A 26,364-nucleotide genomic window follows, 5' to 3' on the forward strand; every position below is an offset into this window, starting at 1 on the left:
CGACGAGGGAGACGCGAGCGTGCCTACAGTGAGGCATGACCGCCCGCATCCTCTCGATCGGCACGGCCCTGCCCGACACTCGTGTCGCCCAGTCGACCCTCCGTGACCTGTTCGCCGCTCAGCCCGGATTCGACCGCAAGGCCCAGCGCCTCGTGGGGGCGGCCTTCGACGCCGCGGCCATCGACACCCGGCACGTCGTCCTTCCCCAACTCGCCGGCGGAACCGGAGACGAGCTCGAGGTTCGCGACGGCGACACTCTTCTCATGCCCCCGACCGGTGCGCGCAACGACGAGTACCGTCGCACCGCTCCGCCGCTGTTCGCCGAAGCCTCTCGCGCCGCCATCGCCGGTTCGGGACGGAGCCCGGATGCCCTCACGCACGTCGTGACCGTTTCGTGCACCGGTATGTTCGCACCCGGACCCGACTACCACCTGGTGCGCGACCTCGGTCTCTCTGCGACGGTCGAGCGGTATCACCTCGGCTTCATCGGGTGCGCGGCGGCGATCCCGGCGCTGCGCCTGGCGGCCCGCATCGTGAGCGACGACCCGGATGCGGTCGTGCTCGTCGCGTGCACCGAACTGTGCTCGCTGCACTGGCAGACCTCTTCCCACCCCGACCAGATCGTCGCCGCCTCGGTGTTCGCCGACGGGGCGGGGGCGGCCGTCGTGGCATCCGGAGATTCCGCACACGAGGGTCTCGACCTCGAGGGCTTCGCCACGCGCCTGATCGATGAGGGCGAAGAGGACATGGCCTGGACGGTGGGCGACTCCGGTTTCCAGATGACCCTCACCCCCGAGGTTCCGCGCATCATCGGCCGCGAGATATCCGCGATAGCCGCCGACGTGATCGGTGACATCGACGAGATCGACGCGTGGGCGGTCCACCCCGGAGGGCGCAGCATCCTCGACCGGGTCGAGAGCGCCCTCTCCCTGGATGCCGCAGCTCTCACGCCCTCGAGAGAGGTATTGCGCCAGCACGGCAACATGTCGAGTGCCACGCTGCTGTTCATCCTGCGCGACCTGCTCGCCGACACCTCTCGCGGCGACGGCCACCGCGTGGCCGCCCTCGCCTTCGGCCCGGGCCTCACGGTGGAGGCGGCGCGTCTGACGCTGCGCCGCCCGACGGCGTGACCGGGTTGGCGCAGCGCGACACCGCGCTGACCGAGCTCATGGACGATCCCGACTGCGACCCCCGTACGCTGGCCGCGACCTACCGTCGCTTCGATCTCGTGAACCGGCTGGTCTCCGCCTGGGGGCACGTGTACCGCTCGCGCGTGCGGCCCGAGCTGCGCGCCCTCGGCCGGCCCGCGCGCGTGCTCGATCTGGGGTGCGGCGGAGGGGACGTGCTCGTGAGACTGGCGGATCTGGCCGCGCGCGACGGCTTCGAGCTCGACTGCGTCGGGGCCGACCCCGACCCGCGCGCGATCGCCGCCGCCCGCGAGCGCGCCCGGCCGGGGGTGCGGTTCGTCGCACAGGACTCACGGGCCCTGATCGCGGCCGGGGACAGCTTCGACATCGTCGTGTCGAACCACGTTCTGCACCACCTGGACGCTGCGGCACTCCGAGGCTTCACCTCCGACTCCCTCGCCCTGTCGACGGGCAGCGTCCTGCACGCCGACATCGCGCGCGGCCGCCTGGCCTTCGGGCTGTACGCCGTCGGCATCTCGCCGCTCTCGGCGGGCACGTTCCTCCGCGTCGACGGCCTCCGCTCGATCCGTCGCAGCTACCGCGCTCCCGAGCTCGCCGCGGCCCTCGGGTCCCCCTGGCGTGTGGAGACGCCCGCACCCTTCCGCGTTCTGGCCGTCGCCCGTGGGGAGGCCGGCCGTGCGTGAGGTCCTCGTCGTCGGAGCGGGTCCCGTCGGTCTCGCCCTCGCGGCAGACCTCCGCGCCCGCGGCGTCGACGTCGACATCGTCGAGAAGCGCACCGCGATCGGCGGTGGAACCCGGGCCATCGGCATCCACTCCCCCGCTCTGGCCCTCCTCGAGGCCTCCGGCGCGACCGACGAGGTTCTGTCGCGGGCCGTCCGCATCGAGCGCGGCGAGGCCCGCGCCGACGGGAAGGTCCTGGCGCAGATCCGTTTCGACCGGCTCCGCGCGCGCCACCCGTACGTCGCCGCCCTCCCGCAGGCAGACACGGCCGAGATCCTCATCCGGCTCGCCCCTCCCGTCCGACGCGGCGTCGTCGTCACCTCCCTCACCGACGACGGGACCGCGGTGCGAGCGCGGACGATCGGCGAAGACGGCGAGCACGAGGTGAGCGCACGGCTCGTCGTGGTCGCCTCGGGGTGGGCAGGGCGCGATCTCGTCTACCGCCCCGGGGCCGTCCGCGCGCACGAGTATCCCGACCGATACGCGATGGCGGACGTCGTCGCCCCGGGCGGACCGGTCGCCCGCGTGCATCTCGAGCGAGCGGGCGTGCTCGAGTCGTTCCCCCTTCCGAACGGTCGGCGCCGCCTCGTGGCCTGGGCGGGAATCGAGCAGGCTCCGGATGCCACGTCCTTTCTCCGCCGCGCCGTCGTCGAGCGCGCCGGGCTCGAGGTCGACATCCCCGAGGCGACGACGTTCCGTGTGCGCCGCGCCGTCGCGCCCGCCCTTCGGCGCGGGCGCGTGATCGTCGTCGGCGACGCCGCCCACGAGGTCAGCCCCATCGGCGGGCAGGGGATGAACCTCGGGTTGCTCGACGCATTGACCCTCTCACCGCTGCTGTCGCGATGGCTGCGGACCAAGGAACCGGAGGGGGTGTGGCGGTGGGAACGCGACCGTCTCGCCTCGGCGCGGCACGCCGCGCGATTGGCCACGCTCAACACCTTCCTGGGGCGGGCACTCGGCCCCGCGGCACACGCGGCGAAGACCGCGACGCTGCGCGCGGTCCTGCGGGGACCAGGCGGTGCCGCTTTCACTCGCGCCTACGCGATGCAGGGGGACCGGGCCGCCCGCTCGTGAACCTCAGTCGAGGTGGAAGATCTCGGGCAGCTCGTGCCACCACTCGCCCTCGCGCCGATCGGGCACGGGACTCTGGAGCGGCTCCTGCACCGACCACCAGCGCTGAGTCTCGGGGTCGGCCGCCATGGCGGCCATGTCGGCTTCGTAGTCGTCGCCGACGTACTCGTAATACGCGAACAGCAGTTCACCGTAGCGGTAGATCGAGTAATTGCGGATGTTGCTCCGCGTGATCTGCTGGAGCACCCCGGGCCAGACGGCCGCGTGGTAGCGCTCGTATTCCGCGCGGTTCTCGGGTGGGACGCCGATGACGGACGCGAACCTTCTCATTCGTTCTCCTGGGGTTTTTCGTGGTCGATCCGCAGACCCGGGAGTCCACGGATACATCGTGTGATTCGTTCGTACGGCCAGGTCCGCGCATCGCGCGGGAGTCAGCGCGTGAGGCCGAGCCGCCGGGTGTCGAGCCGGTAGAACTCCGCGGCCGTGCGGCCGAGGACGTGTTCTCGCGCCTCGGCGTCGAGCTCGTCGAACAGGGGGCGAAGGCCCTGCCACACCCGGGAGTATCCCCCGGCGAGCACGGAGATCGGCCAGTCTCCCCCGTACATCAGGCGCTGCGCACCGAACATCTCGAGCGCACGGTCGACGAACGGTCGGATCTGATCGGTCGTCCAGGCCGAACTGTCACCGGTCGCGGAGTACAGACCGCTCACCTTGGCGTAGACGTTCTCGCAGTCGGCGGCGGCGGCCATCAGGCGGCCCCACTCCGCGCCGTCGCCGACACCGATCGGCGGCTTGGCGAGATGGTCGATCACCATCCGCAGGCGTGGATGGCGTGCCGCGACGAGCGGAACGATCTCGACATGCCGCGGGAGCACCGCGACGACATCGAAGGGAAGACCGCGCTCTTCCAACATCCCCAGCGACGCGTCGACATCGGGCCTCAACAGCCAGTCCGGGTCGTCCTGGGCGTGGATGAGCGTGCGCACGCCGACCATGAGCGGGTCGCCCTCCCACGACGCCAGCGTGCGGGCGGTCCGCCCCGGATCGTCGAGCGGGGCGTATCCGACGATGCCGGCCACCTCGGGATGGTGGGCCGCCGACTCCTTCATCAGCTCGGTGTCTTCGGCGTTGTCCGCCGACTGCACCTGGACGGTGAAGTCGACACCGGCCGCGCGCAACTCGGGAGCGACGTCGGCGAAGGTCATGACGGTGTCGATCGGGGCGGCATCCGACGTCAGCCAGTCGTACTCGGCACGCGACGGGTCCCAGACGTGCTGGTGGGCGTCGATCACGGGAAAGGTCATGCGGGCCTCCTCAGGCACGGGGTCGCCTCGGTGATGCGCCCTTCGACGCGAAGTGGTCGCCGTGCTCGTCCACGGCATCCGGCCCGTCCACGGCGAGCGAGGTCGGACAGCGCGGCTCGCGCGTCGTGACCGTGGTCATGCGTGACGAGAGGCGACGAGTCCGGTCGCGGCGAGTTCATCCCAGAGGTCGTCGGGGATGGGGGTCGCGGCTCGGTCGAGATTCTGGGCGACCTGTCGGCGTCCGCGCGCGCCGAGCACGACCGATACGACGGCGGGATGCCGCAGGGCGAAGGCCACCGCCAGGTCGGGGAGGGTCACTCCGTAGCGCTCGGCGACGTCGGCGATCGCGTTCGCCCGCGCGAGGATCTCGGGCGACGCGGGCCGGTAGTCGTACGTCGCGTCCGCGGGCGGACGCGGGGCACCCAGAAGGCCGGAATTGAACACACCGGCGGCGACGACCCCCACGCCGCGTTCCCGAGCGAGCGGAAGCAGGTCGGCGGCGGCGGAGTCGTCGAGCAACGTGTACCGCCCCGCGCACATGACCACGTCGACGTCGGCGCGACGGATGAGCTCGGCGAGAGGCGCGTCGGCGTTCATTCCCGCACCCACCGCCGAAACCACACCCTGATCGCGGAGTTCGATGAGGGCACCGATGCCCTCGGTGGACGCCTGCTCGAAGTGATCGTCGGGGTCGTGGAGGTACAGGATGTCGAAGCGATCGAGGCCCGTGCGCCGCAGCGAGTCCTCGACGGAGCGCAGAACGCCGTCACGGCTGAAATCCCACCGCCGCACGACATCGCGCGGCACGTCGAACCCGTCGTCGTCGCGCAGATGCGCGGTAGCCGGACTCGCCTCGAGCACCCGTCCGACCTTCGTGGAGATGACGTACTCGCCGCGAGGCCGATCGGCGAGGCGCTCGCCCAGACGTCGCTCCGACAGCCCCAGGCCGTAGTGCGGGGCGGTGTCGAAATAGCGGATGCCGCCCTCCCAGGCGGTCTCGACCGACTCATCCGCCTCGACCTCGGTGGTCTCGCGGAAGAGATTGCCGAGTTGAGCCGTTCCCAGGCCGATCTCGGTGAGCGGTAGTCCGTGCCGCAGTGCACGAGTTCGCATGGCGCCTCCTTCATCGTCGACAGATCGCCGGACATCCACCTGACGATCGAAGAACGCATCGACAGGGTGAGCCTGCAGCATCCCATCAGCCTCAGCGTTCGGAGGCTGCTTCTGCATGGATCGCAACGACGCGATTCCTCCTCTTGTACGACATATTACCTATCGTCGGGCATGATGGAGGGAACAGCCATCCAATCGAGGAGAGTCAATGCTGACAGCGGCCTACGTGGGCGATCGCACAATCGATGTCCGAGAGGCGGATGCCACCCCTCCCGGCCCCGGCCAGGTCCAGATTCGCGTGGCGTATACAGGCCTGTGCGGAACGGACCTGCACATCCTGCACGGCTCGATGGACGCTCGCGTGCAGATGCCGCTCGTCTTCGGGCACGAGATGAGCGGCTCGATCGCCGCCCTCGGCGAGGGCGTCGACGGGTGGGCCGTCGGCGACGGCGTGACCGTCATGCCGCTGTCGTGGGACGGCACGTGCCCCGCCTGCCGCGCGGGCAACGAGCACATCTGTCAGAACCTCGACTTCATCGGGATCGACTCCCCCGGATCGCTCCAGGGCCTGTGGAACGTGCCGGTCGAGACGCTCGTGCGCCTGCCCGCGGGCATCGCTCTCGATCACGCGGCGCTCGTCGAGCCGGTCGCCGTCGCCGTGCACGACGTGCGACGCGCCGAGCTCGCCGCCGGAGACAAGGCCGTGGTCATCGGAGGGGGCCCGATCGGCGTTCTCATCGCCTGCGTCGCGCGCCATGTCGGCGCCGAGGTCCTCGTGATCGAACTCGACGAGAAGCGCCGCGCCCAGATCGAGCAACTCGGCTTCTCGACCCTCGACCCTCGAGAGCGGGATCAGGTCACTGTCGTCGAGGAGTGGACCGACGGCGCCGGAGCCGACGTCGTCTTCGAGGTCTCGGGAGCGGCCGCCGCCGTGCGCGGAGCCACCGGCCTGGCCAAGGTGCGCGGCACCATCGTGGTCGTCGCCATCCACCCCACCCCGCGCGAGATCGACCTGCAGCGGATGTTCTGGCGCGAACTGCGTCTGCTCGGCGCCCGCGTCTACCAGCGGACCGACTTCGAGACCGCCGTCGAGCTCGTCGCCGACGGGGTCATCCCCACCGATCTGCTGATCACCCGCATCGTGCCCCTCAGCGCCACGGCCGACGCCTTCGCCGACCTCGAGGCCGGCCGCGCGATGAAGATCCTCGTCGACGTGGGAGGCCAGGCATGAGCGGCCTCTTCTCGCTCGAGGGCACCACGGCCGTCGTCACCGGAGCACGACGCGGCATCGGCTTCGCGATGGCCCTCGGTCTCGCCGAGGCCGGTGCCGACATCATCGGCGTCAGCGCCTCGCAGACGGCGTCGGGCAGCGAGATCGAACGGGCCGTCACGGCGGTCGGACGCTCGTTCACCGGGATCGCCTGCGACTTCGGCGATCCGTCCGCGGTCGACGACCTCGCCGCAGACCTGTCGGAGCGTCACATCGACGTCCTCGTCAACAACGCCGGCACCATCGAGCGTGCTCCCGCTGCCGTCCACGAGCTCGACGCGTGGGACCGGGTGCTGCAGATCAACCTGAGCAGCCCGTTCCGGCTCACCCAGGCGGTCGCCCGGCAGATGCTCGCGCGCGGCCGCGGGAAGATCATCTTCACCGCCTCGCTCCTCAGTTTCCAAGGCGGCATCAACGTGCCGGGATACACCGCGGCCAAGTCCGGTATCGCCGGGCTGACGAAAGCGCTCGCCAACGAGTGGGCGTCGAAGGGCGTCAACGTCAACGCGATCGCGCCGGGGTACATCGCCACCGACAACACCGAGGCCCTGCGCGCCGACGCGGCGCGCTCGACGGCCATCCTCGAGCGCATCCCCGCGGGACGGTGGGGCGACGCATCCGACCTCGCCGGGGCGACCGTTTTCCTCGCCTCCCGCGCGTCGGACTATGTGTCGGGCATCACCCTGCCCGTCGACGGAGGATGGCTCGGGCGATGACGCGATCTCGGTCTGCGCTTACCGAACGCATCAGCGCCGTCGGTATCGTTCCCGTCGTGGTGCTCGACGACGCCGATCGTGCGCGCGATGTGGCCCTCGCCCTGCGCGATGGGGGCATCGGCTGCGCGGAGTTCACGTTGCGTACCCCCGCCGGTCTCGCCGCGATCGCCGCGACCGCGGATATCGACGGATTTCTGGCGGGCGCGGGCACCGTCCTCACCGTCGAGCAGGCGGATGCCGCCATCGACGCGGGCGCGAGCTTCGCCGTCACGCCGGGCTACGACTCCGCGGTCGCCGACCGTCTGCGTGCCGGCGGGGTCGAGGTCGTCCCGGGTGTCGCGACGCCCACCGAGGTCCAGCGGGCCTTGGCCGATGGCTTCCGTGACGTGAAGATCTTCTCTGCCGGGCATCTCGGCGGTGCCGGCTACCTCGACGCGTTGCACGGGCCGTTCCCCGACATGAGGTTCGTGCCCAGCGGCGGCGTCGATCCGGGCAGCCTCGGCGACTACCTCCGACGTTCGTGGGTGCTCGCGGCGAGCGGCAGTTGGATGGTGCCGCGCGACGCGATCGCGCGCGGCGACTTCGACACGATCCGTACCGCGGCCGCCGACTGCGCCCGCATCCGCGACGACGTCCGGGCCGCCCGATGAACCGCGTGGTCACGCTCGGCGAGAGCATGGGACTGATCCTCGGTGACGGTGTGGGCGGCTGGGAGCATCAATCGCAGGCGCGCGTCGCGACCGGCGGAGCCGAGGGGAACACCGCGATCGGGCTGGCGCGGCTCGGCGTACCCGTCACCTGGCTCGGTCGCGTGGGCGATGACGCGCTGGGCCGCCGGGTCGTCGGAGACCTCCGCTCCGAGGGTGTCGACGTTCTCGCGCGCATCTACGGCGGAGCCCCCACCGGACTCATGCTCAAGTCGACGCCGCGAGCCGGTGCCACCACCGTCGATTACTACCGGCGCGGGAGCGCGGGCAGCCGCCTCGCCGCAGCCGACCTCGACGAGCTGCCGCTGGGCGCCGGCGATATCCTGCACGTCACCGGCGTCACCCTCGCCCTGTCGGAGTCGGCGCGCGAAGCAGTGATCGTCGCGGTGGATCGCGCGCGATCCGTCGGCGCCCTCGTCTCGTTCGCGGTCAATCACCGGAGCCGCCTCTGGGGGCACGCCGAGGCCGTCGAAGCGTACGCGTACGTCGTCGCCCGCGCCGACATCGTCTTCGCCAGCGACGACGAAGCGCGGATGCTGCATCCCCACCCCGCCCCGGAGGACCTCGCCCGCGCGCTGGCGGACGCGGGGCCGGCCGAGGCCATCGTGACTCTGGGGAGCGAGGGTGCCGTGGCATTCATCGACGGGGAACGGCGCCGTGTGGCCGCTCTGCCCATCACCGCCGTCGACACGGTCGGCGCCGGAGATGCGTTCGCCGCCGGCTACCTGTCCGAACGCTTCGCCGGCAGCGACGCCACCACCCGCCTGAACACGGCGGCGAGAGCCGGCGCCTACGCCTGTCTGCACCCCGGCGACTGGCAGGGCGGCATCCGCCGATCCGAACTCCACGGCGCCGAGTCCGCCGACCCCGTCGCCCGATGATCCGCTCGAGGAGAACCGCATGACCTTCGCCCGACTCGGTGCCCCCGGCGCCGAGATCCCTGCCCTGCGCCACGACGGCGTCGTCTACGACCTGCGGTCCCTGACCGCCGACATCGACGGGGCGTTCCTCTCCGCCGACGGACTCGTCCGCGCTCGCGCGGCCGTCGAGCGCGGCGAGCTGGCACATCTCCCGGGCGCCGAGGGGCTCCGCGTGGGCGCACCGATCGCTCCCCCGGGGAAGATCGTCTGCGTGGGGCTGAACTACCACGACCACGCCGCCGAGACGGGGGCGAGCGTCCCCGCCGAGCCGGTCGTGTTCATGAAGGACCCCTCGACGATCGTCGGTCCCTTCGACGACGTGCTCATCCCGCGCACGTCGACGAAGACGGACTGGGAGATCGAGCTCGGTGTCGTGATCGGCACCACCGCGCGCTATCTCTCCTCCCCCGACGACGCTCTCGCGTACGTAGCGGGGTACGTCGTCTCGCACGATGTATCGGAGCGGGAGTTCCAGCTCGAGCGCGGCGGGCAGTGGGACAAGGGCAAGAGCTGCGAGACGTTCAACCCGCTCGGGCCCGACCTGGTGCCGGCGACCGACGTCGCCGACCCGCAAGCACTGGGCCTCCGGCTGTGGGTGAACGGCGTCGAGCGGCAGAACGGCTCGACGGCGTCGCAGATCTTCTCCGTCGCGCACGTCGTCTGGTACCTCTCGCAGTTCATGGTGCTGCGTCCCGGCGACCTGGTGAACACGGGAACGCCCGCGGGGGTCGCCCTCGGGATGCCCGACACGCCGTACCTTCGCGCCGGCGACGTCGTGGAGCTCGAGATCGACGGCCTCGGCCGCGCTCGTCAGACGATGGTGCAGGCATGAGCACCGAGGAGTTCCGCGGGCTGGCCGTGGTCGTCACCGGCGGAGCATCGGGCATCGGGCTCGCGACCGCGACGGCCTTCGCCGCCCGCGGGGCGCACGTCGCCGTTCTCGATCTCGTCACCGACGGTCTCGACGACGATCTGGCCGGCTTTCACGCCGACGTGACCGACCGGCAGTCGGTGGATGCCGCGATGGCGGCCGTCGCGGAAAGATTCGGCGGGGTCGACGTCTTGGTGAACAGCGCCGGCGTGAGCTGCGTCGGAACCGTCGAGGAGGCGACCGAGGCCGACTGGGACCGCGTGCTCGACATCAACGTGCGCGGCACGGCCCGTGCCTGCGCCGCAGCGCTGCCGTACCTCACGCACTCGGAGCACGCGTCGATCGTCAACGTGTGCTCGATCGGGGCCATGAACGGTCTGCCCCGGCGCGCCGTCTACAACGCCTCGAAGGGTGCGATCCTCTCGCTCACCTACGCGATGGCCACCGACCATGTGCGCGAGGGCGTGCGGGTGAATTGCGTGAGCCCCGGCACCGTCTCGACGCCCTTCGTCGAGCGGATGCTGCAGGACTTCCCCGACCCCGTGGCCGAGCGCGCCGCTCTCGACGCCCGCCAGGCGACGGGGCGGATGGTCACGCCCGCCGAAGTCGCCGGCGCGATCATGTATCTCGCGAGTCCGAGCGCGGGCTCGACGACCGGCACCGCGCTCGAGGTCGACGGGGGCGTGACGCATCTGCGGGTGCGGCCGCAGTAGGCGAGCTCAGGCGACGACCAGCTGCGCGGCAAGGAGCAGCGCCGCCAACATGGTCAGTCGGAACACCGCCCGCCCGGGCGGCCGCACGAACACCAGCGCCACGGCGCCGACCGCGACCGCCGCGACCGCGGCGAGGAAGACGACGCCGGCGATCGTGGCATCCGTGCCGGCGAACACGGCGACCGCTCCGACGACGATCCCGCACGCGGCGATCACCGTAGACGCCCGCGCTCCCAGACGGTGCGGAAGTCCGCGCACCCCGGTGCGCCGGTCGTCGTCGAGGTCGCGCACGACATTCGTCAGGTGGACGGCGGCTCCGAGGGCCGCCCCCGCGAGAGATGCCCACCACGCGGCGAGCGCGGGCGGCGAGAGACTCAGGGTCGCGAACGAGGGGAAGAACCCGAAGCTCACGACGAAGGGCACGATCGACAGCGGCGTCGATTTGAGACCCGCGTTGTACGCCCAGGCGGATGCGAGCGCGACGGCGTGGGCGGCCACGAGAGCCGGTCCGAGGGGCAGCGACAGGGCGATGGCGAGGATCGCGGATGCCACGGCCACCCCGAGCGCGCGCTCCGGCGTCACCGCTCCCCCGGCGATCGGCTTGTCGGTACGACCGACCGCCGCGTCGCGCGCGCCGTCGATCGCGTCGTTCGAGAGCCCGACGGAGACCTGACCGGCGAAGACGGCGACGACGAGCACCGCCAAGCGCCACGGCTCGACGCCCGCCGCGATGCCGAGGGCCAGCGCGAGGACGGTGACCACGAGGGTCGGGCCCGGGTGGGTGGCACCCCAGAGCGAGCGCACGAGGGGCGGCTCGACCGCGGCATCCGTCACCCCCCGACGCTACCGCGCCGAGGGCGGGATCGGCCGCGCGCCCGAGGTCGGACCGACCGCTGTCGAGATCGCACGCGCGTTCGCCTCTTGGCACTCTGTCCACCCGAGTGCTAATCTCATCGCAGTTGAGTCGCCTCGGCTCAACTTCAGAACCTCGGGATGCCAGATCCCGGACGATCGAAAAGGAGAACGACCATGGCCACCTACGACCCCTTCCGAGACCTCGACCGCCTCGCGTCGACGCTCCTCGACGCCCGCCGCGGCGGTGGTCCGCGACGGATGCCGATGGACCTCTATCGCGACGGCGACCACTACGTCCTGGCCGCCGACCTGCCCGGCGTCGACCCCGGCTCGGTCGACATCGACGTCGACGGTCAGCTGCTGACGATCCGCGCCGAGCGCACCCTGGGCTCGGGCGAGGGGGTGAAGTGGATCACCCGCGAGCGCGAGACGGCCTCGTTCGTCCGCCAGCTCAATCTCGGCCAGGGCATCGACACCGACGGCATCAGCGCGTCGTACCGCAACGGCGTGCTCTCCGTGACGATTCCGGTCAGCGAGAAGGCGAAGCCGCGCCGCATCGCCGTCTCGACCGACGACGGCGACGGCGTCATCGAGGCGCACGAGAGCACCCCTCAGCCCATCGAGCAGTAGGGCACGAGCCGCGAGCGCGGCCAGGCCGCGCGGCCGCGCTCTGCCTCCGCTTCGGGACCATCGGCGCGGCGCCCGCGGCACCATGCCCCGGGCGCCGCGATCGGGCCCGGGGCATGGCGGAGGGGTCAGAGGTCTTCGGGGGCGAGGTCGCCCTGGCCCTCTTCGCCGAGTTCGACCACGCCCGGGTCCTCTCCCTGCGAGTCGGTCCCGGTGGATTCGGGATGGATGTCCTCGAGCGGGATGTCGCTGTCGTCCGCGGGAATCTCGGCCGGATCGGCACCCGTGGCGGTCGCCGGGTTGATATCGGCCGGGTCCGCCCCCTCGTCGAGGGCGTTCGTGGCGTCCCACTCCGCCTGGGCGGGGTCGAGCGCGGGGTCGGGCTCGATGGACGTGTCGCCGTCGCGAAGGGGCTGCACGGCGGCGATGCCCGCGTCGGCGGCCGGGTTCGTCGCGTCGGGGGTCGGGTCGATCGAAGCGTCGCTCATGAGGGGTCCTTTCGTGGCACGCGCGTCACCGCCGGGAACGGCGGTCTTCTCATCCAACGGGGCGCTCCGCCTCGAGCCCCGGGCCTTGACACGTGCGTCCCCGCTTTCGTACGAGCACCGCGAGCGAAGCCGTCTCGGACGCCCCCGGTCGACGAGGGGCCCCCGGTCGTCCACGTGAGGCGTCGTCCGCGGGACCGGTGGTGTCAAGGCACTGGTCGGGCAACGCGCGAGGCCGCACCGTGAGGAAAACGAGAGGATTCCCATGACCGACTCCCCGCGCATCGTCGTGATCGGCGGCGGAAACGCCGGCCTGTCCGTCGCCGGGCGCCTGCACCGGCTGCGCCTCGGCGACATCACCGTCATCGAACCGCGCACGATCCACGTCTTCGCCCCCCTCCAGTCGCACATCGCCGGCGGCACCGCGCGCGCCTCGAAGGCCGCACGGAATCAGGCCGACGTCATCCCTGCGGGAGTGCGATGGCTGCGCGACGAAGTGTTCACCGTGGATGCCGAGGCCCGCCGCGTCCACCTCGTCTCAGGCGGACACCTCGACTACGACCAGCTCGTGGTCAGCGCGGGCATGCGCATGGCGTGGGAGCAGATCCCGGGTCTGCCCGAAGCGATGGCCGCCCCCAGCGGCATCTCGAACTACGACTACGAGCTCGCCGCGAAAGCGTCGCCGGTGCTCCGTAACCTCCGCTCGGGCACGGTCGTCTTCACCCAACCGCCCGAGCCTGCCTCGTGCGGAGCGGCCGCCCAGAAACCGATGTACCTCGCGTGCGACTGGTGGCGGGCGATCGGGGTGCGCGACGACCTCCGCGTGGTGTTCGTGTGCCCGGATCCCGTGCCCTTCGGCATCCCGGCCGTCGACGACGAACTCCGCCGCACACTCGACGCATACGACATCGAGGTGCGTTACAGCCGGGACGTTCGACGAGTGGATGCCGACTCCCGCACGCTCGTGATCGGTCGCGGCGATGTCGAAGAGACGTTGGCGTACGACGTGCTGCACGCTGTGCCTCCGCAGCGAGCACCGGAATGGATCGCGGGCAGCGGCCTCGCGGCATCCGATGATCCGCACGGCTTCGTCGATGTCGATCCCGAGACCCTGCAGCACACCCGCCACCCGGAGGTCTGGGCCATCGGCGATGCCGCCACCGTCGCGACGCGGCGCTCGGGCGGGGCGATCCGCCCGCAGGCCAAAGTGCTCGTCAGGAACATGAGGGCCGCGCTCGCGGGGCGTGCGCCCTCGGCGACGTACGACGGCTACAGCGTCGTGCCGTTCACCGTCTCGCGCGGCACGGTCGTCTTCGCCGAGTTCGACCGGAAGGGTCGGCTGAAGCCGACCGTGCCGTTCTGGCGCTCGCTGTATCGCGAGCGCCGCCTGTCGTGGATCGCCGATCGTCGCGTCCTCCCGTGGGCGTACTGGCACCTCATCCTGCGCGGGCGGGCATGACGCGGGTGCTGCCTCCGACCCCCCTCACGCCATGGGTCCAGACCACACGCCTGCGCGTATAGGGCACGAACGCGGATCCCTCAACCCCGGGGTCGGGTCGGCGGCATCGGTCGAAGACTGAGATCAGCCCAGGAAATCACCGAGAAGAGGACACCATGGCACAGGTCATCGAAACCATCGACGTCGACGTTCCCGTCCGCGTCGCGTACAACCAGTGGACGCAGTTCGAGGAGTTCCCGCACTTCATGAGCTTCGTGGAGTCCATCACGCAGAAGAGCGACACCCTGACGCACTGGAAGGTGAAGATCGCCGGTGCCGAGCGCGAGTTCGACGCCGAGATCACCGAACAGCACCCCGACGAGCGCGTCGCGTGGAACAGCGTGGGCGGCGACGAGAACCACGCCGGAGTCGTGACCTTCCACCGCCTCTCGGACGACGAGACGCGCGTCACGGTCCAGATCGACTGGGCGCCCACCGGCGTCCTCGAGAAGCTCGGCGCGGCGTTCGGCGCGGACGACCACTCGGTCAAGAAGGACCTCGAAAACTTCAAGAAGTACATCGAGTCGCGCGGTGCCGAGTCCGGCGCCTGGCGCGGCGACGTCAGCTGACGTCGAGCGATGAGAGAAGCCGGGTCCGTCCGTGAGGGACGGGCCCGGCTTTCGTCATGTGCGGGTCACCACTGCGGGTGGATCTCCGCCCGGAGGCGACGGTCGTAGACCTCGCGCACCAGGGCGTCGAAGGCCCCGAGGTCGAAACCTCCGTCGAGCAGTTCCGCCGCCTGGGCGTTGGCCGCCGCCTGGTCGATCGAGCGCGCACCCGGGATCACCGAGGTGACGCCCTCTCGCGAGGCGATCCACGCGAGAGTCGCGGCCGGCAACGTCACGCCCTCGGGAAGCGCCGCCTTCAGCTCGTCGGCCGCGGCCACGCCCTCGTCGAAGGGCACACCCGAGAACGTCTCGCCCTTGTCGAAGGCCTCGCCGTTGCGGTTGTAGGTGCGGTGGTCGTTCGCGTCGAAGGTCGTCGAGCGCGTGTACTTCCCCGAGAGCAGACCGCTGGCGAGCGGCACCCGTGCGAACACCGCGACGTTCTTCTCGGCCGCGAGGGGCAGCACCTCGTCGAGCGGCTTGAGGCGGAACGGGTTGAAGATGATCTGCAGGTTGGTGAGGTTCGGCCGGGTCAGGGCCGACAAGGCCTGATCCATGGTCTCGACCGAGGCACCGTAGGCGGCGATCACGCCCTCCGACACGAGCTGGTCGAGAGCGTCCCACGTCGCGTCGTCGTCGATGACCGCCGACGGCGGGCAGTGCAGCTGCACCAGGTCGAGCGTCTCGGTGTCGAGCAGGCGCCGCGAACGGTCGAGCCAGCCGCGGAAGTTCTCGATGACGTAGTTCTCGGGAACCTGGTCTTCGCGGCGACCCATCTTGGTCGCCACGGTGATGTCGTCGGCACCCCGCTCCTTCAGGAACGACCCGACGATCTGCTCCGACCGGCCGTCTCCGTAGACGTCGGCGGTGTCGAAGAGGGTGACACCGGCGTCTGCCGAGGCCGCCAGGACGGCGCGCGCGTCGTCTTCGCTGACGTCGCCCCAGTCGGCGCCGAGCTGCCAGGTGCCGAGACCGACGGCCGAGACCCGACGGCCGGTTCGGGAGAGAGGGCGCTGCTGCATTGCGGTTTCCTTTCGAAGCGTGAGTCGAGCCTAACCAGACCGTCCGACATCGCGGGCCGCGTCAACCCCGTCTGATCGCGGGCGCGGCGCGCCTAGCGTGGCGGCACACCCACGGAAGGAACACCATGGACTCCCCCGCCGACCGGCTCCCCGGAGCCGACGAAGAGAACCTCGTCCCCGAATCCGACGGCCTCGCCGCCGACGTGCCCGCCGGCGCCGCCGGTGCGGACTCCGGTGCCGTGGGCACCGCCCGTATCGACCCCGACGACGAGGCACGCCTCCAGGGGATCTCGAGCCAGAACGACCTCGCCGGCGTCGGCACACGCGCCGCCGACGGCGCGGGCGAGCGCGGCACCGACGACGCTCGCGGGGAGGTCGGATCGACCTCGCGCCACGCCGAGGACACGAGCCGTCCCGACCACGAGCCCCGCGACGACGCGCAGGACGAGGCGATCCGCACCCCCGCGTCGCCGTCGCGCTCCGATGACGGCGGCGAGCCGCACGTCGACCGCGACGACCCCATCGCGAGATTCCAGCCGGGCGTCGGCCGCGACTCGGCCGCCTCGAGCAGGATCGCGCAGAGCCTGCCCGACCCCGACGACGCCTGACGCGCGCCGCGACGATCCGCGCATGCCCGGGGCTCTCGCCCGGGATGCGCGGATCGTCGTCTCAGTGGGCGAGGCGCAGGGCGTCCTGAGCCAGGTGGAAGAAGTCGCTCATCGCGCCGGTGACCGCCTGTGCATCGTCGTCCGCCATGAGCCACACGACCGTCGCCTCGCTCGCGTCGTCGCGCGCGAACCAGCTGCCCGTCAGCACTCCCAGGCTCGACCCGCCCTTGAACGCGGCGTACGGCCACGTCCCCAGGTCGAGCCCCTGCCCGGGGTTCTCGCTCAGGATGCCGAGCACCTCGGCATCCTGCGTCTGCTGCAGCGCGCGGTGGACGGCGGCGATGTCGTTCGCACTGGCGAACCAGTCGAATCCGTCCTGCCACACGGGGGTCGCGACGTCGGCCACCTCGACGGCGAGGGGCGCCGCGTCGATCCGGTCGAGCAGCGCGCGCTTGCCCGCGTCGTCTGCGGAGTTCCACTCGGCGCGCAGCGAGGCATCGCCCCACCCGAGGGTGAACAGCTCCTTGGTCGAGAAGAAGGGCGAGAGCACGGCCGGGTCGCTGTGACCCGACCGCGCCACCGCCGCCTCCACGCGCTCGCGCCCGAGCCTCGTGATCAGCAGGTCGGTCGCGGTGTTGTCGCTGATGCGGATCATCGCGGAGGCGGCGTCTCGCACCGAGACCTCGGTCCCGGTGGGCGCGGTCTGCAGCTCACCCGATGGCAGGCTCCGGTCGATGTCACGGAGGACGAGCTTCTCATCCCACGACAGGTCGCCGGAGGCCACGGCATCCGCCACCGCGAGGAGCACGTAGAGCTTGAAGGCCGAGGCGAGAGGGGCCAACCGGTTCGCATCGACGGCGAGCGCCTCCTCGTCACCGCGGAGCACGAGGGCGCTGACCTCGCCCGGGAGGTCGGCGAGGCGCTGCTCGACCTCGTCGAGAGAGGCCGAGGGAGACCACGGTTCCGCCACGGGTCCGAACACCATCCCGGTGATGCGGCTCGCACCGTCGATCGTGAGAGAGAGGTCGAACGGGTCGCCCAGGGCTCCCGCCAGGGTCGCCACGGCCTGGGTCTCGGTGCCCTGGTACGCCGTGACCGTGAAGGGAGCGGCCGGACGCAGCTGGCGATTGACGAGCTCGGCGACCTGCTCCGCGGGCACCTGCGCGAGGAAGCTCTCGTGCAGGACGCGCGCCCACTCCCCCGGTGTGGTGTCGACATCGGCCTCCAGCCGGTCGATGATCCACGACACGCGTTCCCCGACGGGGGTGTCCGGTATGTCGACGGATGCCGCCGCGCTCGCGGGCGTACCCGGCGCGGCGCTCGCGCAGGCGGTGAGCGCCGCGACGGCGACGAAGGAGAGGGCGGCGGCGAGGCGACGGGCGAGAGTCACGAGAATCCTTCCGGGGGGGGAGAGAGATTCCCACGCTACGCACGCCGCCTCGTCGTCACCTCCCTCTCGAGAGGGATCTCCGGGCGCGGCGGGCACGCCACCCGAGCACCACGTCGACCAGCACGAACACCGCGAGTGTGTACCCGACCAGCGGCAGCACCAGTCCGATCGCGACGGCCGCGACGAGTACCGCCCCGGTTCCCCACCACGGCGCGTGTCGCAGCACGCCGTGCGCGGGCGCCGCGGCGACTCTTCCGGCCGGTCGCCGCTTCCACCACATCGCATACCCCAGCACGACGAGGCCGGCGATGCCGATCGCGAGAGCGAACAGCACGAGCTGATTCGCGAGGCCGAACATCGTGCCCATGTGCAGATCGACGCCCCAGCGCGAGAGCTTGGCCAGCAGCGGGTAGTCGGCGAAGTCGACCCGGTCGGTCACCCGCAGGGTGGATCCGTCGATGGCCACGGCATCCACCTCCGTCGGGAAACTCCGGTGGATCTCCTGCACGACCCAGGCCGTGCCCGCCGAGGCGGGAGGACGAATCTCGAGGTCGCCGGAGTTCACGTTCACGTCTCGGGCCACGGCCCACACCGCGTCGAAGGTCGCCGGATCCGCGGACGGCGCACCCGACGAATGCGCGCCGCCGTGGTGCGCGTGCTCGCCTCCGGCCGCGGACGCCCCGTCGAGGGTGGTCGTGAGGGCGGGAGTCCCCTCGCCCACGAGGGTGCGAAGCTCGGCCACGTTCGCGCCCGCGAAGGTCGACCACGTGATGCCCGTGGCCGACAGGAACAGCGCCCCGACCACGACCCAGATGCCCACGGCCGAATGCCAGCCCGACAGACGCCGGTAACCCGTGTGCCGCCGGTTGGGTCGCAGCAGATCGCGGCGACCCCGGCGGCTGCGCACGAACCGTCCGATCCAGAGTCCCAGTCCGGCCAGAGCCACGATCCCCAGCCACGACGCCGCGAGCTCGCTGTACCAGCGGCCGACGTCTCCGAGGTGCAGCGAGCGGTGCAGGTCGCTGATCCAGTGCCGCAACGGCAGCGCACCGCTCGTGCCGTAGGCCGGGAGGTCGCCGCGGATCTCGGTGGTGGCGGGATCGACGAAGATCGCCCTCGTCGTGCTCTCGGGCAAGGTGTCGTCGGCGAACATCACGCGCGTGGTCGCCCCGGCCTGAGGTGCTGGACGCACGGCGACGGGAGTCGCCCCGCCGCCGACGTACTGCTCCGCGGCCGACACCTGTTCGGCCAGCGGTACCGCCGGCGCCGTCGAGGACGCGGTGAGCTCGTGCGCGTACAGGGTGCTCTCGAGGGTCGGGGTGATCGCATACAGGGCGCCGCTCACCGCGGCGACGAGGATGAACGGCCCCACCAACAGCCCCGCGAAGAAGTGCAGGCGCCGCAGCAGCGCGGTGAACCACCCGCGAGAGGACGCCCTGTCCGCGGCAGCGGGAGCGGACGGGGTGGCCTTCGGGTCAGCGCCCACGGCGGTCATGCGCGGGCTCCGATCGACGGCGGGGCCGGAATCGGCGTGAGGGGAGCAGCAGGGAACATCGAGGTCTCTTTCCGAACGCAGGATGCGCTCGTGACAGGACGCCGCGCAGGGCGGACGCCGTCGCCCACGGCGGCCCCTCCTCAGGGGCGACGGCGTGGGCCGGAAGGGTGGGGACGCGCCCGAAGACACGTCGACGATCGCGCTGATCCGGCGAGGTGCACGGCACAGCGGTCGATCGCTCCGCCGCCGCGAGAGGCGGGCGGAGCGAGACTCAGGATGCCGCGAGAGGAGGCCCGCGCCGGTGCGCGGACGACACCATGAAGGCCGAGTGCGGACGCACCGCGACGACGACGACGGGCACGGTTCGCCGCACGGACGGCGCCGCGGGAAGGGTCAGCACGACGCGCACCCGCGCGCGGAGCCACACGACGCTGCGCTCCGCGAGGATGCGCAGGGCGGCGAGCGTCCGCTCGCCCCGGTGCAGGGCCAGGGTGGTGGCGACAGCGGCGACGGCGTGGCCGAGCCACATCGCGGCATGCGGGCTCACCGGCGCAAGCGCGGTGCCCGTGAGCACCGGGAGGGCGGAGCCGTGAACGTGCGCCGCGGCGGCCAGGTCGTAGCTGCCGAGCACGAACAGCGTGTGGAACAGCACTTGGCTCACCGCAACGGCCACCGCGAGGCGCCAGGTCGACAGGCGGCGCCCGGCCAACACCGTGCACACGACGAACGACAGAGCGAGCGGCACGGCGACACCGAACAGGCCGGGAACCTCTCCTCCCCCGCTGACGTGCGAGAGCAGAGCGACGAAGGTGGCGACGGATGCCGCGGCGGTACCGCGCGCTACGCGTGTCGCCCGAGCCTGTCGTCGCATGGGACTCATTGTGCCAGGCGACGACGCTCGGACCGGACGGGTGTCAGCGGCCGAGAAGTGGGCGTTCCGCGCGAGACGCGGACCTGATCCGGCTGGTCGACGAGAGCGTCGCGCGCCACCGCGGTCGGCAGCGGGATCCAGCGGGCGTCGGCGGTCACCATCTCGTCCTGCCGGTCGGACGGCGACGCCGCGGCGAAAGCCCGCCCCTAGGCTGAAACCCACCCAGGCCAGGAGGATGCCGTGACCCCACCCCGTGTCGTGATCGCCGGCGCGAGCGGCTTCATCGGCCGCGCGCTGACGGACGCCTTCCGTGCGGACGGTTACGAGGTGGCGACGGTCGGGCGCGCCGGGGACGCGGTGTGGACAGACCCTGGCGCAATCGCTCGGCTCGTCGACGGAGCCGACGTGCTCATCAATCTGGCGGGGAAGATCGTGTCGTGTCGGTACAACGATGCGCATCGCGACGAGATTCTGCGCTCGCGCGTCGCCACCACCCGGGCGCTACGCGAGGCCGTCGCGAACGCGGAGCGCCCTCCGCGCGTCTGGATGAACGCGTCGACCGCGACCATCTACCGGCACGAGACCGAGCACGGTAACGACGAGCGGGACGGCATCACGGGCGAAGGCTTTTCGGTCGACGTCGCGACCAACTGGGAACGCGCCCTGTTCGCCGGAGAGCTCCCCGCCACGCGCCGCGTGGCCCTGCGGATGGCGATCGTCTTCGGCGACGGACCGGCGACCCGCATCCTGCTCGCCCTCGCGCGACTCGGTCTCGGCGGACCCCAGATCGACAGCTGGTGGTTCCCGCACCGCCGGTACCGCGGGATCGGACCCCGTCCGACGGGTCCCGTGTGGTCGAGCTGGCGCCAGACATCGGGAAGGCAGCGCTTCAGCTGGATCCACATCGACGATGTCGTGGCATCCGTCCGCTTCGTCCGCGATCACGACGAGATCGCCGGACCGGTCAACCTCTCGGCTCCCGGCGTCACCGATAACCGCACGCTCATGCGCGAACTGCGCCGCGTTGCGCGCGCCCCCTTCGGCCTGCCCGCCTACCGGTGGATGCTCGACCCGGCCATGGCGGTGCTGCGCAACGAGCCCGAACTCGTGCTGAAGAGCCGGTGGGCCGTTCCGCGCGTGCTGACGGAGGCGGGATTCTCGTTCCGCTATCCCGAGATCGGCCCAGCCCTCGACGCCGTCGTCGCGGTGCGTCCCGCTCGCGCGCGCGACCTCATCTCGCGCTGAGTGTCGGAACGCACGCCGCCCCGCACCGTCGCAAGCGTCGGGCGGGGGCGGCATGGAACGATCCCGCACGGCGGGATCGGGGGTCAGACCTGACGGCGGATGAATCGCAGGAGCGCGGCGATGATCCCGATGATGAGGATGATCACGCCGATCCACAGCAGGAACTTCACGGCCTCGACGAAGATGCCGAGGAACAGGAGCACGAGGCCCACGATGACGAGGATGATGGCGAGAGCGGGCATCCCTCCACTGAGCGCCTGCACCGCCGCTCGGCGCTCGGCCTTGACACCGCGAGCGGCCCGCGGCAGTGCGCGTGTCAAGACCGCCGCGGGCTCGGCATCCGGGGTCTAACGTCGGTGACACCATCGAACTCAGGAGGCGCACATGGCCGAGCGCGACGTCAACGGACATGACTCAGGACACGGCACCGGACCAGGTGAAGGCGAGTACACCGACGTGCAGCTGCCGGACGGTACCGCCGACCGCGGGAGCTCCGACCTTCCCGGCGAATACGTCGACACCGAGCACGCCGACGGCAGCGAATCGCGCCCCCGCGCCGATGAGGCGGGCGCCTACACCGACGTGGAGCAGCCCGGCGGACACGAGTCGCGCGAGAACCTCGACGACCCCGGCGAGTACACCGACCGCGATCGCTGAGCCGTCAGCGTTCGAGCGTGCGACGGGGATCCACGCGATAGGCCGCGCGGTAGGCCTCGACGAAAGCCGCGGTGTCGGTGAACCCCCACCGAGCCGCGACGTCGCGGAGGGTGACGGAGGTGGGGTCGGCGCCGACGAGGTCGGCATGGGCGGCGCTCACCCGCGCCGTCGACAGATACTCCTCGGGCGTCGCGCTGAGCTGACCGTTCGCGGCGAACGACCGGCGGAGGCCGGCGACAGAGCTGCCGACGGCGCGCGCGACGTCGTCGACGGTGACCGGCAGCGAGGCGTGGTCGTCCATCCACGACGTCGCCGAGGTGTAGATCGACGCCTGCTCGATGGCCGAGGCTCGACGCTCGCGCGGGTCTCCCGCGAGAGGGAAGGCTTCGAGCGTGGCGATCGCGAGGGTGCGACGCACGTGGGCGCGCACGAGGGGCTCGGTCATCAGGGGCGCCTGCGTGAGCGACCAGCGCACCGTCGCGAGCCAATAGTCGCGAAGCCGACGCGAGACGGGGCCCGTTCCAGCGAAGCGCACGGAGAGGTCGTCGTCGCCGTAGATCGCTCGCGCCGTCTCGATCAACCAGTCGGTGTCGAAAGCGATCAGGTGCAGGTCGGTGTCGTCCGGACGGCCGATCAGCTCGTGCCCCGGCTGCACGAGACCCGGCTCGACGCTGTACTCCCCGGTCTCGGACCCGATGGTCCACGCGTATCCCGGTGTCGAGGTGGCGAAAAAGAACCGATCCGCCTCATAGATCACCTCGGCCCGGCATCGCCAGGTCAGCCGCCGCATCGAGAAGGAGGCGTCGCCGACGGCGTGCTCCGCGAAGGTGCCTCGATCCGCTTGCACCATGACTTGCCCATACTGCACTTGCAGCCAGGCCTGCGTCTCGGCGGCGTCGCTCGTGCGCACGCTGGTGTCGAAGAAATCGTTCATAGAGAGGGGGGTCGACCGCCGGAAAGGCGGGACGCCTCCGCCCATGATAGGTAACCGAACGCTTCATCAGCCCCCGAGAGGATCCCGATGACCGACTCGCCCACCATCCGCCCCATCGACACCGACGACGCGGGCGAAGTGCTCACGATCCAACGCGCCGCGTTCGCGAGCGAAGCGCTCATCTACGGAGACCCCGATATGCCCCCGCTCACGCAGACCCTCGAGGAGCTGCGCGCGGAGCTCGTCGAGAACCTGGGCTGCGTCGCCGTCGCAGGCCACCGCCTGGTCGGCGCGGTGCGCGCCCGCCTCGACGGCGAACTCCTGCTCATCGGTCGTCTCGCCATCGCGCCCGACCAGCAGGGCGAAGGCCTGGGCACACTGCTGCTGGCCGCGGTCGAAGAGCGTGGCCGAGAAGCCGGAGCCACCGAGGCGGAACTGTTCACCGGCGCCCTGAGCGAAGCCAATCAACGCCTGTACGAGCGCGAGGGCTACCACCGTTCCGAAGAGACCGAAGACGGCGAGATCTTCTACCGCAAGCCGCTCATCTGATCCCTGGCCCGCGGCACGAGAACGGGGGATGCGCCCGGAACAGGCCGGCTCGCGGGAAACCGCGCTGTTCTCGTGTTCCTTCCCGTCCTCATGACGATGAACCACGAGGGGCCGCCGTCCGAATCCGGACGACGGCCCCTCTGCGGCGCGCGCTTACGGCGTCGGCATCCCGCCGTTGACGTTGAGCGTCTCGCCGATGACGTAGCTCGACTCCGCCGACGCGAGATAGACGTACGCCGGTGCGAGTTCGGCGGGCTGACCCATGCGTCCCAGCGGGGTCTCCTCCCCGAACTCGTCGACCTTCTCGTTCGGCTGTCCGTCGGTGACCTGCAGGGGCGTCCAGATCGGGCCCGGGGCGACCGCGTTCACGCGGATGCCCTTCGGCGCGAGCTGCTGGCCGAGCGCCTTGGTGAAGGTGTTGATCGTCGACTTCGTCGAGGCGTAGTCGACGAGGATGGGAGCCGGCGAGTACGCCTGGATCGACGTGGTGTTGATGATCGTCGACCCGGGCTGAAGGTGCGGCACGGCCTCTTTGCAGATCCAGAACATCGCGTAGACGTTGGTCTTGAAGGTGTCGTCGAACTGCTCGTCCGACAGCGTGGTGATGTCTTCGTTGAAGATCTGCTTGCCGCCGTTGTTGACGACGATGTCGAGCCCGCCGAGCCCCTCGACCGCCTCCTTGACGAGGGTCGTGGCGTACTCGCGCTCGCGCAGGTCGCCCGGGATCTGCACAACGGTCGCGCCCGCCTCGCGGAGGATCCCGGCGATGCGGTCGGCATCCACCTTCTCCTCGGGGAGGTACGACATGGCGACCGAGGCACCCTCACGGGCGAAGGCGATCGCGGTGGCCGCCCCGATACCCGAGTCGGCGCCGGTGATGAGCGCCCTGCGTCCCTTCAACCGGTCGCTGCCGACGTAGGTGTCCTCGCCGAGGGCGGCCTTCGGCGTCATCTTGGCGTCGAGGCCGGGTTCGGGCTGATCCTGCGCCTGCGGCTCGATGTCGGCGTAGAGCGTGGTCGGGTCGGTGAACGTGTACTGCGTGCTCATGGCGCGTCCTTTCAGGAGGGATGGATGCCGAGGCGGGGTGCCCCGACGGGGTTCAGCGGTCGCCGAGCTCGGCGTCGTCGACGAGTTCGCGGATGACGAGGGCGGCGTTGATGAGGGCGAGGTGGCTCAGCGCCTGCGGCAGGTTGCCCCAGAACGCCCCGTCGGCCTCGGCGATCATCTCGGAGTAGATGCCCACGTCGTTGCCCTGAGCGACGAGCGCGTCCATCGCTTCGACGGCCTCGCCATGGCGGCCGACGCAGGCCAGAGCGGTGGCCCGCCAGAAAGCGCAGGCGACGAAGGTCTGCTCCTCCTGGTCCATACCGGTGTAGCGGTACACCAGGTGATTCTCGGTCGTGAGTCGTTCGGTGATGGCATCCAGGGTCTTCGACATGCGCTCTCCGCGGTCGAAGCCGGTGGGGGCGTGCAAGAGGACGGACGCGTCGAGGTCATCGCTGCCCGGGGCGATCGTGTACGCCTGAAGCTTCTCCGACCAGCAGCGCTCGTCGACCCACGCGTGGATGCGGTCGCGCTCGGCCCGCCAGCGGTCGCTGTTGTCGGGGATGTGCCCGCCGCCGGCCAACCACTGCGCGTCGTCGAGGGCTTTCCAGCACCCCATCTTCGAGGAGGTGTAATGGCGCAATTCGGGCAGTTCCCACATCCCCGAGTCCTCGCGGCGCCAGAGATCGCAGGTGCGATCGGCGACGTCTGCGAGCAGGCGCCCGGTCTGGATGTCGAGGCGGTTCCCCGCCTCGACATACGTGCGGCACAGGGCGATGAGATCGCCGTACACGCCGAGCTGCAGCTGCCCCTGCGCGGGGTTGCCCGTGACGACCGGTTGGTTGCCGTTCCAGCCCGGCACCTCGTGCTTCTCGAGTCCGATCTCGGCGTCGCCGTCGAGCGTGTACATCACCTGCACCTCGGGCCCGTTCTTGCGGATCGTGCGCAAGAGCCATGAGATCGCCGCGTGCGTCTCTTCGCGAAGGCCGAAGCCGACCCACGCGTGGGCGGTGTAGGCGAGGTCGCGCACCCAGGCGAAGCGGTAGTCCCAGTTCTTTCCGCCCCGCGGGTTCTCGGGCAGCGACGTCGTCGCCGCGGCCGCGATCGCCCCGGTGGGGCTGAACAGCAGGAGTTTGAGGGCCAGGGCGCTGCGCTGGACGTCGTCGGCCCACGGGCCGTCGTACGAGAATTCGTCCGACCACATCTGCCAGCCGCCGATGGTGCGGTCGATGCCGCGATCGACGTTCAGGGCGTCGGGGATGCGCAGCGGTTCCCCCTCGGTCGCGGCGATCACGAGCAGGTGCCGCGACCCCTTGGTGGCGGTGAACCGTCCGTCGATGCTCTCGTTCCCGGCATCCGGATCGCCGTGCAGTCCGTGCTCGTGGCCCGTGACGGCGAGCGAGACGTGGCCGATGCGCATGATCGAGAAGCCGTCGATGCGCTCGGTCCAGGGGGCCGCCGAGCGCAGCATCGTGCCGGGCTGCACGCACCAGGCGAACTCGACCTCTCCCTTCACCCCATCCACGCGGCGAGCGAGCTCCGCCCACGGCAGGCGTCCGGCGATACCGGTCACCATGGCATCGGTCATCGTGGCGACACCCGTCTTCGTGGTGAAGGTCGTCTCGAGCACATTGGTGCGCGGGATGTAGCGTCGCGTCACTTCGTACTCGCCCACCGGTGCCAGCTCGATGCATCCACCGGCGGTCTCGTCGACGAGTCGCGCGAAGACGGGACGCGAGTGGATGTTCGGCAGCGGCAACCAGTCGACCGAGCCGTCGAGACCGACGAGGGCGACGGTGCGCCCGTCTCCTATCGCAGCGTAATCGCGCAGCGGACGAGACGGGGCGGGAGGCGTGGGCACTCCCTCACGCTAGAAACGAGGCCCTCCGCTCAGACCGGGGTTGTCGGATCGAGCGGGAGCGGCTA

30 protein-coding genes are annotated in these 26,364 nt (G+C 70.9%); 16 read left to right on the forward strand and 14 right to left on the reverse strand.

Annotated elements, in window-relative coordinates:
- Positions 1-35: 35 nt before the first annotated feature.
- The 3 genes from NE358_RS12505 to NE358_RS12515 are packed head-to-tail and all read left to right on the forward strand — an operon-like array spanning position 36 to position 2,942.
- Positions 36-1,130, forward strand: a complete 1,095-nt coding sequence (locus NE358_RS12505) for a type III polyketide synthase (RefSeq protein ID WP_289938997.1) — start codon at positions 36-38, stop codon at positions 1,128-1,130.
- Positions 1,127-1,831, forward strand: coding sequence for a methyltransferase domain-containing protein (locus NE358_RS12510; protein ID WP_258027832.1), 705 nt, complete (start codon positions 1,127-1,129; stop codon positions 1,829-1,831). Before NE358_RS12505 ends, NE358_RS12510 begins: the two co-directional genes overlap by 4 nt.
- Complete coding sequence (locus NE358_RS12515) at positions 1,824-2,942, forward strand: FAD-dependent oxidoreductase (RefSeq protein ID WP_289939002.1); 1,119 nt, start codon at positions 1,824-1,826, stop codon at positions 2,940-2,942. The genes NE358_RS12510 and NE358_RS12515 overlap by 8 nt, the downstream gene beginning before the upstream one ends.
- Before the next feature lie 3 nt (positions 2,943-2,945).
- Here NE358_RS12515 and NE358_RS12520 read toward each other — a convergent pair whose 3' ends face one another.
- From NE358_RS12520 to NE358_RS12530, 3 genes are all read right to left on the reverse strand, one after another.
- On the reverse strand, positions 2,946-3,269 hold the full coding sequence (locus tag NE358_RS12520) for an L-rhamnose mutarotase (RefSeq protein ID WP_103206048.1): 324 nt from the start codon (positions 3,267-3,269) through the stop codon (positions 2,946-2,948).
- Positions 3,270-3,370: 101 nt separating this feature from the next.
- Positions 3,371-4,243 carry an amidohydrolase family protein gene (locus NE358_RS12525; RefSeq protein ID WP_103206047.1) on the reverse strand — a complete coding sequence of 291 codons (873 nt, stop codon included), beginning with the start codon at positions 4,241-4,243 and terminating at the stop codon, positions 3,371-3,373.
- A gap of 135 nt (positions 4,244-4,378) precedes the next feature.
- Positions 4,379-5,356, reverse strand: coding sequence for an aldo/keto reductase (locus NE358_RS12530; protein ID WP_289939008.1), 978 nt, complete (start codon positions 5,354-5,356; stop codon positions 4,379-4,381).
- 208 nt (positions 5,357-5,564) lie between these two features.
- Between NE358_RS12530 and NE358_RS12535 the strand changes: the two genes are divergently transcribed.
- From NE358_RS12535 to NE358_RS12560, 6 genes are read left to right on the forward strand one after another with little or no spacing between them, the layout of a single operon-like run.
- Positions 5,565-6,587 carry a zinc-dependent alcohol dehydrogenase gene (locus NE358_RS12535; RefSeq protein ID WP_289939010.1) on the forward strand — a complete coding sequence of 341 codons (1,023 nt, stop codon included), beginning with the start codon at positions 5,565-5,567 and terminating at the stop codon, positions 6,585-6,587.
- On the forward strand, positions 6,584-7,342 hold the full coding sequence (locus NE358_RS12540) for an SDR family oxidoreductase (RefSeq protein WP_116239168.1): 759 nt from the start codon (positions 6,584-6,586) through the stop codon (positions 7,340-7,342). The genes NE358_RS12535 and NE358_RS12540 overlap by 4 nt, the downstream gene beginning before the upstream one ends.
- Entirely contained in the window at positions 7,339-7,992 is a 654-nt protein-coding gene (locus NE358_RS12545; protein WP_289939015.1) for a bifunctional 4-hydroxy-2-oxoglutarate aldolase/2-dehydro-3-deoxy-phosphogluconate aldolase, read from the forward strand. Before NE358_RS12540 ends, NE358_RS12545 begins: the two co-directional genes overlap by 4 nt.
- On the forward strand, positions 7,989-8,930 hold the full coding sequence (locus NE358_RS12550) for a sugar kinase (RefSeq protein WP_289939016.1): 942 nt from the start codon (positions 7,989-7,991) through the stop codon (positions 8,928-8,930). The genes NE358_RS12545 and NE358_RS12550 overlap by 4 nt, the downstream gene beginning before the upstream one ends.
- A gap of 19 nt (positions 8,931-8,949) precedes the next feature.
- On the forward strand, positions 8,950-9,801 hold the full coding sequence (locus tag NE358_RS12555) for a fumarylacetoacetate hydrolase family protein (RefSeq protein ID WP_116239171.1): 852 nt from the start codon (positions 8,950-8,952) through the stop codon (positions 9,799-9,801).
- The gene (locus NE358_RS12560) at positions 9,798-10,553 is read left to right on the forward strand and encodes an SDR family NAD(P)-dependent oxidoreductase (protein ID WP_116239172.1); all 756 of its coding nucleotides are present in this window, start codon (positions 9,798-9,800) and stop codon (positions 10,551-10,553) included. The genes NE358_RS12555 and NE358_RS12560 overlap by 4 nt, the downstream gene beginning before the upstream one ends.
- A 6-nt stretch (positions 10,554-10,559) precedes the next feature.
- On the opposite strand, the gene NE358_RS12565 is transcribed toward NE358_RS12560, so the two are convergent.
- Complete coding sequence (locus NE358_RS12565; RefSeq protein WP_116239173.1) at positions 10,560-11,387, reverse strand: UbiA family prenyltransferase; 828 nt, start codon at positions 11,385-11,387, stop codon at positions 10,560-10,562.
- Between the two features lie 195 nt (positions 11,388-11,582).
- Between NE358_RS12565 and NE358_RS12570 the strand changes: the two genes are divergently transcribed.
- A complete protein-coding gene (locus NE358_RS12570) occupies positions 11,583-12,038 on the forward strand; it encodes an Hsp20/alpha crystallin family protein (RefSeq protein WP_103206039.1) in 456 nt (151 codons plus the stop codon).
- Positions 12,039-12,163: 125 nt separating this feature from the next.
- Here the strand turns inward: NE358_RS12570 and NE358_RS12575 are convergent, their stop codons facing one another.
- On the reverse strand, positions 12,164-12,523 hold the full coding sequence (locus NE358_RS12575; RefSeq protein ID WP_103206422.1) for a sugar ABC transporter ATPase: 360 nt from the start codon (positions 12,521-12,523) through the stop codon (positions 12,164-12,166).
- A 262-nt stretch (positions 12,524-12,785) separates the two neighbouring features.
- Here NE358_RS12575 and NE358_RS12580 point away from each other — a divergent pair, with 262 nt between their 5' ends.
- Positions 12,786-13,979, forward strand: coding sequence for an NAD(P)/FAD-dependent oxidoreductase (locus tag NE358_RS12580; protein ID WP_289939025.1), 1,194 nt, complete (start codon positions 12,786-12,788; stop codon positions 13,977-13,979).
- Between the two features lie 155 nt (positions 13,980-14,134).
- Positions 14,135-14,587, forward strand: a complete 453-nt coding sequence (locus NE358_RS12585) for an SRPBCC family protein (RefSeq protein ID WP_103206037.1) — start codon at positions 14,135-14,137, stop codon at positions 14,585-14,587.
- 65 nt (positions 14,588-14,652) lie between these two features.
- Here the strand turns inward: NE358_RS12585 and NE358_RS12590 are convergent, their stop codons facing one another.
- A complete protein-coding gene (locus tag NE358_RS12590) occupies positions 14,653-15,645 on the reverse strand; it encodes an aldo/keto reductase (protein WP_103206036.1) in 993 nt (330 codons plus the stop codon).
- A 125-nt stretch (positions 15,646-15,770) separates the two neighbouring features.
- Here NE358_RS12590 and NE358_RS12595 point away from each other — a divergent pair, with 125 nt between their 5' ends.
- Positions 15,771-16,253 carry a hypothetical protein gene (locus tag NE358_RS12595; protein ID WP_116239175.1) on the forward strand — a complete coding sequence of 161 codons (483 nt, stop codon included), beginning with the start codon at positions 15,771-15,773 and terminating at the stop codon, positions 16,251-16,253.
- Between the two features lie 61 nt (positions 16,254-16,314).
- Here the strand turns inward: NE358_RS12595 and NE358_RS12600 are convergent, their stop codons facing one another.
- From NE358_RS12600 to NE358_RS12615, 4 genes are all read right to left on the reverse strand, one after another.
- Positions 16,315-17,643, reverse strand: coding sequence for a Cpe/LpqF family protein (locus NE358_RS12600; protein WP_289939027.1), 1,329 nt, complete (start codon positions 17,641-17,643; stop codon positions 16,315-16,317).
- A 55-nt stretch (positions 17,644-17,698) separates the two neighbouring features.
- The gene (locus NE358_RS12605) at positions 17,699-19,138 is read right to left on the reverse strand and encodes a PepSY-associated TM helix domain-containing protein (RefSeq protein WP_103206033.1); all 1,440 of its coding nucleotides are present in this window, start codon (positions 19,136-19,138) and stop codon (positions 17,699-17,701) included.
- 271 nt (positions 19,139-19,409) lie between these two features.
- Complete coding sequence (locus tag NE358_RS12610) at positions 19,410-20,009, reverse strand: hypothetical protein (protein WP_116239178.1); 600 nt, start codon at positions 20,007-20,009, stop codon at positions 19,410-19,412.
- Between the two features lie 5 nt (positions 20,010-20,014).
- Positions 20,015-20,167 (reverse strand): hypothetical protein, encoded by a 153-nt coding sequence (locus NE358_RS12615; protein ID WP_170210624.1) that lies wholly within the window; start codon positions 20,165-20,167, stop codon positions 20,015-20,017.
- An 82-nt stretch (positions 20,168-20,249) separates the two neighbouring features.
- On the opposite strand from NE358_RS12615, the gene NE358_RS12620 reads away from it, so the two are divergent.
- Complete coding sequence (locus NE358_RS12620; RefSeq protein WP_103206031.1) at positions 20,250-21,254, forward strand: epimerase; 1,005 nt, start codon at positions 20,250-20,252, stop codon at positions 21,252-21,254.
- Positions 21,255-21,337: 83 nt separating this feature from the next.
- On the opposite strand, the gene NE358_RS12625 is transcribed toward NE358_RS12620, so the two are convergent.
- The gene (locus tag NE358_RS12625) at positions 21,338-21,574 is read right to left on the reverse strand and encodes a hypothetical protein (protein ID WP_141376263.1); all 237 of its coding nucleotides are present in this window, start codon (positions 21,572-21,574) and stop codon (positions 21,338-21,340) included.
- 64 nt (positions 21,575-21,638) lie between these two features.
- Here NE358_RS12625 and NE358_RS12630 point away from each other — a divergent pair, with 64 nt between their 5' ends.
- Entirely contained in the window at positions 21,639-21,911 is a 273-nt protein-coding gene (locus NE358_RS12630; RefSeq protein ID WP_103206030.1) for a hypothetical protein, read from the forward strand.
- Between the two features lie 4 nt (positions 21,912-21,915).
- Here NE358_RS12630 and NE358_RS12635 read toward each other — a convergent pair whose 3' ends face one another.
- Positions 21,916-22,845: a helix-turn-helix transcriptional regulator gene (locus NE358_RS12635; RefSeq protein WP_289939036.1), complete on the reverse strand. Its 930-nt coding sequence runs from the start codon at positions 22,843-22,845 to the stop codon at positions 21,916-21,918.
- An 87-nt stretch (positions 22,846-22,932) separates the two neighbouring features.
- Here NE358_RS12635 and NE358_RS12640 point away from each other — a divergent pair, with 87 nt between their 5' ends.
- On the forward strand, positions 22,933-23,394 hold the full coding sequence (locus NE358_RS12640; protein ID WP_103206028.1) for a GNAT family N-acetyltransferase: 462 nt from the start codon (positions 22,933-22,935) through the stop codon (positions 23,392-23,394).
- A 153-nt stretch (positions 23,395-23,547) separates the two neighbouring features.
- On the opposite strand, the gene NE358_RS12645 is transcribed toward NE358_RS12640, so the two are convergent.
- The gene (locus NE358_RS12645) at positions 23,548-24,441 is read right to left on the reverse strand and encodes an SDR family oxidoreductase (protein WP_103206027.1); all 894 of its coding nucleotides are present in this window, start codon (positions 24,439-24,441) and stop codon (positions 23,548-23,550) included.
- 52 nt (positions 24,442-24,493) lie between these two features.
- Positions 24,494-26,299, reverse strand: a complete 1,806-nt coding sequence (locus tag NE358_RS12650; protein ID WP_289939040.1) for a glycoside hydrolase family 15 protein — start codon at positions 26,297-26,299, stop codon at positions 24,494-24,496.
- Positions 26,300-26,364 lie beyond the last annotated feature (65 nt).

Source organism: Sphingomonas sp. G5 (assembly GCF_052660795.1).